This is a genomic window from Stenotrophomonas sp. 169 (assembly GCF_014621775.1).
GTDB lineage: Bacteria > Pseudomonadota > Gammaproteobacteria > Xanthomonadales > Xanthomonadaceae > Stenotrophomonas.
Window position 1 is genome coordinate 1,853,279 of sequence record NZ_CP061204.1, and the last position, 10,042, is coordinate 1,863,320.

Here is a 10,042-nt window from a genome sequence, read left to right on the forward strand (position 1 = left end):
CATACCCGCCCCACCAAGAATTGCATGACCGACTGCGACTCCGCCCTGCCTGCGCGGCGCGGGCACGACGAATTGTACGATCGATTCACCACAACAAAGGAGTGTTCCAGTGGCAACGACAACAATGACGATCGAGCAGATTCAACAGGGTGCTGGTGAATTCGCAGGACACATGAATAATTTCATCGGCGGCTTCTACGATGCGTACGAACAAGGCTACGATCTGGCCATCCAGAACGGCAAGACGGCATTCGAAGCGAAGATCAACGGGCTCCAGAGCGGCATTCAGGCCAATGCACGCTATGCCGATCTCAATGCGCAGCGCTACGCCAACAACCCGAACCTGAGTTTCTCCCAGACCTATCAGAATCTGGCGAATCACTACAATGCGATGGCCGACAGTATGGTCACGCAGAGCATCAAGACCCAAGACCAGCTGAGCAGCTTCATGGGCAACATGCAGCAGAAGGCGCTCAGCGATCTCGGGTCGTTTGGAAACAGCCCGGCCGGGCGCGCGGCCGGCGAACTGCTGGGGCCCGCGTTCGATGCATTCCAGATGGCAAGTGCGGTGGCCGATCAGAACTGGAGCGACTTGGGCAAGGCCGGAAGCAGCCTGCTCATGGCAGAGGCTTTTGGCTTCGCCGCTCTCGCCCTTGCCGGCGCATTTGGCCTGACCATCGGGCTGCCTGTAACCATTGCGGTGGGGCTTGCCGCAGTCCTTGGCGGATACCTTGGGGGAAAGATCTGGGACGAAGTCAATGGACCGATCCAGGACGCGTTGTCGCGGCTTGGCGACGCCATTCGAGGCGACGACTACCGCATCGAGCGCTACGACCCGATTGGCCTGGACCTAAATGGCGATGGAGTGGTGACCACCATCGCGGATGGCAACTGGTCCGGTCCGCTGTTTGATTACAACGGTGACGGCATTCGCACGGCCACGGGCTGGATCGGTGCCGAGGATGGCATGCTGGTTCGGGATTTGGATGGTTCGGGTGCCATTGAAACCGGGCGCGAGCTTTTCGGTGACCAGACGCGCCTGCGCAACGGAAACCTTGCGCTTACGGGCATGGAGGCCTTGGCCGATCTGGACACGAACCAAGATGGTTTTCTTGACGCGGCCGACGCTGCATTCGCTTCACTGCAGATCTGGCAGGACCGCAATGGCAACGGCATCAGCGAGTCGTCGGAGTTGATGACGCTGTCGCAGTTGGGCATCAATCGCCTGAAGACGCAGTTCCTCGGCAATGGACCAGCGAGTGACGACGTTGCGGGCGGAAACCTGATCGCCAGCAGTACGTTCACGCGGGTCGACGCCAACGGCGTGGAAGCCACCCATATCATGCAGGATTTCAACTTCGATGCTGACACGATCCACAGCGACTTCTCAGACCATGTAACCATTCCGGAGGAACTCTTTGCACTGCCAGATCTAAAGGGCATGGGGTTGCTGCGTGATCTGCGTGAAGCGGCTGCACTCTCGCCAGCCCTGTTACAGGCGATCCAGGCATTCGCCGCTGCCACCACGCGTGAAGCTCAGCGAGGACTGATGGATGAGGTTCTCTACCAATGGGCAAAGACCAATCCTAAGTTCAGTGACGATCGCATCGATCTGCACATGGGAGGCGGCCGCTATGACGAAAGCTCTGCCAATGTGGTGCGACTACGTCCGAACGAGGTGATGGTCTGGGGCGACCCCGAGAAACTGGATGATGCATACACACGCAAGGTCCGGGTTGCGGAGGCGGTGCTGGGCATGCTGCCGATCAGCGCCGTATTTTGGGGTACGGCAAACCTGAACAATTACGGGCGTGTGTACGACGCTTTCTTGGAGAGCAGCTACGCCGAGCTGGCGGTCCAGACCCGCCTTCGGGCCTATATCAATAACGTGACCCTGACCATCGACACCGATGCAGGAACCACTGTGGTGGATTTCTCACCGGTGAACGCACTTCTGCTCGATCGCTATGCCATCGACCGGACCAATGCGGCCCTTGATCTGGTCGAGCTGGTGCGCGCCATGCCCCGCCAGGTGCAGGGGGCGATGTGGACCGAAAGCGAGGCAATGCTGCGTAGCTGGGTGGCCGACAATACTCAGGATGCCGCCTTCAACGCCGCGCTGCTTTCGGTCGGGTTGCGGCACGGCACTGGTGGTGCCGAGGCGGACACCGTTCTGGGCGCGGATGCGCCGGATGTCAGCGAGCAGATCCTGGCAGGGGCCGGTAACGATATCGTGTTCGCGGGCCAAGGGCGCAACGTGGTGTACGGGCAGGACGGAGATGACACGCTCTATGGGGGCTCGCAGCAAGATCAGCTGGACGGCGGTACAGGCATCGATATCCTCCATGCCGGCGGAGGCGATGATGCGCTTGAAGGCGGGGATGGTGCCGACAAGCTCTTCGGTGGAAGCGGAGCGGATTCCCTGCATGGTGGCAGCGGCGACGATCGCCTTGACGGCGGAGCCGGGGATGACTACCTGGACGGCGGATGGGGCAGTGACCGCTACGTCTTCGCTCGCGGGGCCGGCCACGATCGGATTCACAACTACGATACCGCAGTTGATCGCCTGGACGTTTTGGAAATCGGTGCGGGCATCGCACCGTCGGACCTTAAGGTCTGGCGCAGTGGCGACTACCTGTGCATCCAGATCGCAGGGACTGACGACCGCATCGACATCCAGAACTATTTCCGCGACGACGGCAGTAGTGCCTATCGACTGGACCAGATTCGCTTTGCCGATGGCACGTCGTGGACGATCGCAGATGTGAAGGCGAAGGTGCTCGTGCCGGTGCCAGGGGTGGATGACCTTTATGGGTACGACACGGACGATGTCATCAACGGCGGCGACGGCAATGAATGGTTAAGTGGCCGCGGTGGCAACGACACCCTGTCGGGCGGGGGAGGGGCTGACCGGCTGAACGGCGATGACGGCAACGATCAGCTCACTGGCGACGCCGGAAACGACCGGCTGTCCGGCGGCGAGGGCGTGGACTTCCTATCCGGCGGGGAGGGCGACGATCATCTTGATGGTGGCGCAGGCGCGGATCGCTTGGAGGGCGGCACCGGTAATGACGTGCTTCAGGGGGGCGATGGCAACGACGTCTATGTGTTCGGGGTCGGCTTCGGTCGTGACGTGATCAACAACTATGATGACGGTCAGGGGCGCGTGGATGCCGTGCAGTTCCTTTCCGGCATCGCCCCGGGCGACGTAATCGCGACCCGCAGTGGCGACGACCTTCATCTTGCAGTCGGCAACAACGGCGATCTCGTGGTCGTATCCGGCTACTTCATCGGAAACGGCTCTGGCGCGACGCGGATCGACGAGATCCGCTTCGCCGACAGCGTCGTCTGGAACGTCGACGCAGTGAAGTCGATGGTGCAGCAGGCGACGGCTGGCGATGACGCGCTGCAGGGCTACGATGGCAATGACACGCTGGCCGGCCTGGCCGGTCACGACGACATTCGCGGCGGCATCGGCAATGACCAGCTTTCCGGGGGCGAGGGCGACGATCTGCTGCAGGGTGAGGAAGGCGATGACATCGTCCTGGGAGAGGACGGCAACGATACCCTGACCGGTGGCGAGGGTTCGGACACGCTGAGCGGCGGCGCCGGCATGGACGCGCTCTATGGAGGCAGCGGCGTCGACATACTGGACGGAGGCGACGGTCGAGACTGGATGGCCGGCGACCAAGGTGACGACGTGCTATCAGGTGGTGCGGATATCGACGAGATGTTGGGCGGATCGGGCAATGACGTCCTGACTGGCGGCGCCGGCGATGATCGAATGGAAGGTGGCGAGGGCGATGACGAATACGTATTCGCACGGGGTGATGGTCGTGACACGATCTCCGACCTTGCTGGGCTCAGCACCCTGCGCCTGCAAGGCGTCACCGCGTCCGAGGTTGTCATGCGCCGCGACGGCACCAGTCTGGTGCTGCGTTACGCCGGTACCGAGGGGGACGAGATCCGACTCGAGGGCATGTTCGACCCGATCACGGGGCTGGCGACAACCGGATTGCGCGTAATCGCCGGCACGGGCCCTGCCTTGCAGGTGGACGCGTCGGGGCTGGACGCGGAAGTACTTCGCGCAACGTCAGCTGATGACACAATTATCGGCAACAGCCTGGCCAACCTGATCCATGGGCAGGCGGGCGACGATGTGATCCACGCCGAAGACGGCGATGATGCAGTGCATGGCGATGCAGGCGATGATCAGCTATTCGGTGGCGCCGGCAACGATGAGCTTCTTGGCGGCGCCGGTGCCGATCGGCTTGACGGCGGCCAGGGCGCGGATAGGGCAATCGGTGGTGACGGTGACGACTACTATGTTGTCGGCGACGCTGGGGATACGGTCGTGGAAGCGGCTGTCGGTGGGCACGACACAGTGCTGGCCGCTATCGACCACGTGCTATCCGATAACGTCGAAGATCTGGTGCTTGCGGGGTGGGAATCGATTAATGGCAGCGGCAACAGCGGCGCAAACACGCTGAGCGGGAACGATGCCGGTAACCGTCTCGATGGTGGTTATGGAAATGATCGTCTATTCGGGATGGGCGGGAATGACGAGTTGGAAGGTAGCGCGGGCAACGACCTGTTGGACGGAGGGCAAGGCATCGACTTGCTCGCTGGTGGTGTCGGCGATGATGAGTACCGGATCGATACTAGTGAGGACGTTGTCTTCGAACTGGCTGGCGAGGGGACGGACAGTGTCCACGCCAGCAGCGATTACACACTGTCGGCCAACATCGAGCGACTGATCCAGGTGGAAGGCAGCAGCGCCGTTGTCGCGATCGGGAACCAGAGCGACAACGAGCTGATCGGCAATAGCAACAGTAACCGGCTGGACGGCGGGGCCGGTGCAGATCGTATGCTAGGCGGCCTTGGTGACGATACCTACGTGGTCGACCAGGCAGGCGATCTTGTGGTCGAGCTGGCCGATGAGGGGCGCGACACTGTCGAATCGAGTATCGATTACGTGCTGGGCACCACATTGGAAGAACTTGTACTGACCGGTATCGGCAACATCAATGGCACCGGCAATGACGGTGACAACCAGCTAGTGGGTAATGCCGGCAACAACCGCCTAGATGGCGGCGCCGGTGGCGACCAAATGTACGGCGGCCTGGGGGATGACTACTTCATCAACGAAAGCAGCGCCGATTGGATCCACGAGTACGCTGGCGAAGGTGTCGACACCGTCGAACGACGCTACGAGACCAATTTGGTGCTTGCTGACGAGGTTGAGAATCTCATCCTGGCCGTCGGTATCCAGACCGGGAACGGCAATGGGTTGGACAACACGATCACGGGCAACTCAGCGGCCAATACACTGGGCGGCTGGGATGGTGACGATCTTCTGTATGGCCTGGATGGAAACGACTCCCTCTTCGGAGGTACAGGCACCGACCAACTGTACGGTGGGGCTGGGAGCGACTATCTCGATGGTGGAGAGGGGACAGACCGTCTTGAAGGGGGATTGGGCGATGACGTCTACATCACTGATGACAGCGGAGATGTCGTTGTGGAGGCGCTCGGCGCCGGCAAGGACCAAGTGCAGACCACAGCATCGTATGTCTTGTCGGAGAATATTGAGAACCTGTTCCTGAGCGGCGCTGGGGTCATCAACGGCACTGGCAATGCACTGGACAACTATCTGGCCGGCAATGCGCAAGGCAATGTCATGAACGGCATGGGTGGGAGCGACACCATCGTGGGTGGCGCCGGCAATGACACGCTGATTGGCGGTACTGGCGATGATAAGTACGTGTTCGACGCCACAAGCGGCTTTGATCGTGTGGACAACACCGGAGGCGGCTTCGACGGCGTCTTCTTCAACAGCGGCGTTACCCGTGAGCGGATCTCGTTCAGCCGGGACGGCAATGATCTCTTGATCATCCTGGACAACGCAGCGACACCCAGCGTCCGCGTGGCCAACCACTTCCTCGGTGGTGATGCGGCTATTGACTACGTGCAACCCGATGGGGGCTCATACCTCACTACGGCGCAGATCAACCAGATCGTGGCTGGCGGCGGTACCGGCTTCGACCAGGTCATTCAGGGCACTGCCGCAGGCGAGCAGCTGGTAGGCAGCACGGGCAAGGATCTGCTGGAGGGCTTCGGCGGCAATGACACGTTGTTCGGCATGGCCGGTGATGACACCCTGCGTGGTGGTGACGGCAACGATTCGCTGGCTGGGGGTAATGGCAGTGCGGCAGGTTCCGGCAACGACCGACTCGAAGGCGGCGCGGGCAATGACTCACTGCGCGGACAGGACGGCAGCAATGTGCTGATCGGGGGCAGTGGTGACGACCAGTACATCTACGGCGGTGGTGTCGACGTCATCGACAACACTGGCGGCGGTACCGAATGGTTGTTCTTCCAGAACGGCATCACTGCGGCGCAGCTTGGGTTTACCCGAGACGGCGACAACCTGGTCATCACCGTCAACGGCAACAGCAACCAGCGCGTTACCGTGACCGGCCACTTCCTGGGCGGCGACATGTCGTTGGACTACCTGCAACCCGCGAGCGGTTCGGCGCTCAACACTGCGGCAATCAATGCGTTGGTGGGTAACAACGGAGGCGGCGGCAACGACGGCGGCGGTACGCCGGGTGCCGGGAACGACAGCGACTATCCGTCCAAAATCAACGGCACCGCTAGTGCTGAGCAGTTGGTGGGGACGAGCGGGCGAGATCTGATCAAGGGCCTCGCCGGGGCCGATACGCTGTTTGGGATGGGAGGCGACGACAAGCTGGAAGGCGGCGATGGCAACGACTACTTGTCCGGTGGCAACGGCAGCTTCAGTGGATCGGGTAAGGACATCCTCATCGGGGGTGCTGGCGACGACCAGCTGGTGGGCGAAGATGGAAATGATCAGCTGTTCGGCGGTGCCGGCAACGATACCTACTTCTATGCCGAGGGATCGGGTGCGGACACAGTCGATAATACGGGTGGCGGCACCGATTGGTTGTACTTCGATGCCATCAGCCGCAACCGCCTGTCCTACCATCGCGACGGGGACGACCTGGTCGTCCGCGTTGATGGCAGTGCAGCCCAGCAAATGCGCGTGCTGCGTCACTTCCAAGGCGGCGAGTTCGCAATTGGCTTCGTGCAACCCGGTGATGGTGGTAACGCCATCTCTGCAAGCAGTATCGCCAGCCAGCTGACTCCGTTGTCTTCCGCCAATTCAGTGTCCGCATCCCAAGCCGGACGAGTTGAGAATGGAGTCGGGGCCGGGCAGGTCTCAGGAAGCGCTGAACTGAATCTTCTCATCGGTGCCATGAGCACATTCCAGGCGGCGTCTACAGGTATGACGGACGGCCACAGTGCTGTGGGCGACATCGCCGGCTCGTCATTCTGGGGAGCTGGCGAGCTGCCCCGAGGGGAGCGCTTGGCCACGCACGTTCTCTAAGGTTAGATACAGAGATACACGGGGTCTGGGGGCGGCTTACTGGTCGCCCCCCAGATCACTCGCGGCTTCGTGCGGTCGGAAAGGCACGTCGGTGAGAATGGGGCGCTCTCCCGCGCAGCTATCACGTTATGCGCTCTGCCATACCTACACCTCAGTCATCAAAAGCACCTGCCAAAGTTTGGCTAGATGGCTACGGGGGCTAAGATACTATTCCGAACATCTGCCAAGGATGACGTGATGGAAGAAGAAATCCAGAAAGCTGATGAGAAAAAACGAGGCAAGACTTAGCTTGAGCTGTTCTTGGCTAACAAGTTAACCGCCCTGTTGTTGTTTCTGTCCGTTGCTGTAGCGGTAATTACCGCGTACGTCAGGTCCCAGCCAGTCGATATGGGCCGCGATCCAGGCGCACGGATGAATGCAATTTTCATGGTCTACTTGGCATTTCTTGATGAGTGGGGCTGTGTAAGAGCATCCAAGTAAGGGCTTGGTACATTGCTCACGGCTGTGGGCTTGGCCCTCTCGCTCATCGATATGGCTGGGCAGCCCGCCGGCGCTTGGCACGCGATTAGAGATGCGTTCCGCCTGTAGTTTCCAATTGTCAGGTATTGGAAACGGTGAACGTAGCTTACGTTCATCCTTGAAAGCATGAATGCTCCAGAAGCTCCCACTGTCCGTGCCGTCTTCGCCGCTCGCTTGAAGGAGCATCGGCAAGCGAACGGCCGCAGTCAAAAGGCCTTAGGAGTGGCATGGGCTGCCAGAGGATGTGGCCGCGGTCCGAATCAACAGATGCGAACGCGCCGTACACGATTGCCATAGCGAGATCGCCCAGAAGCCTGCGCAGGCGCTTGGGGTGTCTGTGGCATATCTCTGACTGAGACCGATGAACTCGCTGAGTTGATTCAAGAGTTCACGCGCCTGCCCGCGTCGGAGCAGCAGGCCGTCCTGCAGGAACTTAGGAAGCGGTTGCTCCTAGCGCTAGCGCTAGCGCGGCGCCAGCTGCTGGGCGGCAGTCGCAAGGCTCTATTTATCAACGCCTTCGGCCCTGTAGCGGCGCACTCGTGTCCGATAGTGCCAATCGGACAAGCTTGACGCCGGGCCTCACGTATTGTCCCGGGCGGCTACGCCCGAGTGAATGGGTCTTCGCGGAAGCGGCACCTTCAGGCATGCCAAGAATCATGCCGGTCGTCTGTCTGTTATGCAGACCAACAGTAGAGTGGGCTTCCCCAAACCCCGTGCGCGCCCAGCATCTCTTTGTCGATACCCCAGAACGCGTAAAATTGATCATTCTCTGGGCGGTACACCAGCCACTTCCCATCCAGTTCCGCAATGCAGAGACCTGAAATCGCACTGCCCAGCTCGAATCCAGGAAGCCCCGGGGCCATCACGATCGCTGTGAGTGGAAATGGGTCGCGTCGATTCGAAACGATTTCGCGACTCAGGTCCTTGAGATACGCATCTGGATCTACCTCGGCACCGACGTAGACATCCTCGGAGAGCCGCAAATGCCGATCCAGGATCTGATCAACATCAACCATGGTTGTGGTCTCTCCTTAAGCGCCGACGGCTTAGGATAGTGCAACGTCCGCGCGGCCGCTTTCCGGCGGGGCCATGGGTTCCACGGTTACAATAGCTGAGACCTCGTAAGCGACGGCTACGCCGCAGGCGAGGGGGCGGCTGATCTGGTCCCTGAGACACGATGGAGGCATCAATGGAGTCGGGCTCATCGGAACGGCCCAAGAGGGTCCTCGTGGTCGAAGACGACCTTGAGTTGCGCGAACAGATACTGGTCCCGGATCTGGCCGACTTGGGCTTTGACGTGCGGGCGGCGGGCAGCGCACTGGAAATGTATCGGCACCTGATGAGTGCTGAAATAGATGCGGTCGTGCTCGACGTTGGATTGCCGGACGAAGACGGCTTCAGCGCGCTTGCCCATCTACGGCGGAGCACGGACATCGTCGTTGTGTTGCTCACGGGCCGATCGGGCAGCGTGGACCAGATACGGGGACTGGATGGGGGCGCAGACGCATACCTGGTCAAGCCCATCGAGACCGAGGTGCTTGCGGCGACATTACGTAGTGTTTTGCGCCGACGTGGGGCAGGGGTGCCCAACGGGGCGATTGCCAAGGCGCTGAAGGCCTCCGGCTGGGAGCTTGCCTTGGACGGCTGGCGGCTCACCTCGCCCGAGCGCAAGCAGATTCAACTGTCACACGCAGAGCTATTGCTGCTCGCAGCGCTCATGCGCACGCCGGGATCGGCCATTTCGAGAGAAGACCTGACGCGCGGCATTGTCGCTGAGCTTCCCGAGTTCGATCCCTACCGCCTTGAGATGGTCATGCACCGTCTTCGGCGGAAGGTGGAGGAGGGCTGCGAGCGCGCGCTGCCGGTCAGATCCATTCGATCGGTTGGCTACGCATGGACGTCATAAGCCGTCTTTGATTTATTTCGTTTTATTTCACGCGATGCAAACATCCGTGATTGAGTGCTAGAAGCCCCCTGCTTATAGTGCGCGCCTCGCAATGGGGCGCTCGGCCACTCGCCGCAGCAACGTCTTTCTCTATCTCCGACCGCTGTCACCAGCGGTGCGCCTGTGTGCGCGTGCGTGACTTTCGTAAATGGCTTGTGCCGTCGCAC

General features: G+C 60.8%; 3 protein-coding genes. 2 read left to right on the forward strand and 1 reads right to left on the reverse strand.

Annotation, left to right across the window (positions count from 1 at the left end):
• The first annotated feature begins 124 nt into the window (after window positions 1–124).
• Window positions 125–7,411 (forward strand): calcium-binding protein, encoded by a 7,287-nt coding sequence (locus ICJ04_RS18490; protein WP_188326975.1) that lies wholly within the window; start codon window positions 125–127, stop codon window positions 7,409–7,411.
• Between the two features lie 1,193 nt (window positions 7,412–8,604).
• On the opposite strand, the gene ICJ04_RS08000 is transcribed toward ICJ04_RS18490, so the two are convergent.
• Window positions 8,605–8,946 carry a hypothetical protein gene (locus ICJ04_RS08000; protein ID WP_188326976.1) on the reverse strand — a complete coding sequence of 114 codons (342 nt, stop codon included), beginning with the start codon at window positions 8,944–8,946 and terminating at the stop codon, window positions 8,605–8,607.
• A 212-nt stretch (window positions 8,947–9,158) separates the two neighbouring features.
• On the opposite strand from ICJ04_RS08000, the gene ICJ04_RS08005 reads away from it, so the two are divergent.
• The gene (locus ICJ04_RS08005; RefSeq protein WP_188326977.1) at window positions 9,159–9,836 is read left to right on the forward strand and encodes a response regulator transcription factor; all 678 of its coding nucleotides are present in this window, start codon (window positions 9,159–9,161) and stop codon (window positions 9,834–9,836) included.
• The last annotated feature ends 206 nt before the right edge of the window (window positions 9,837–10,042 follow it).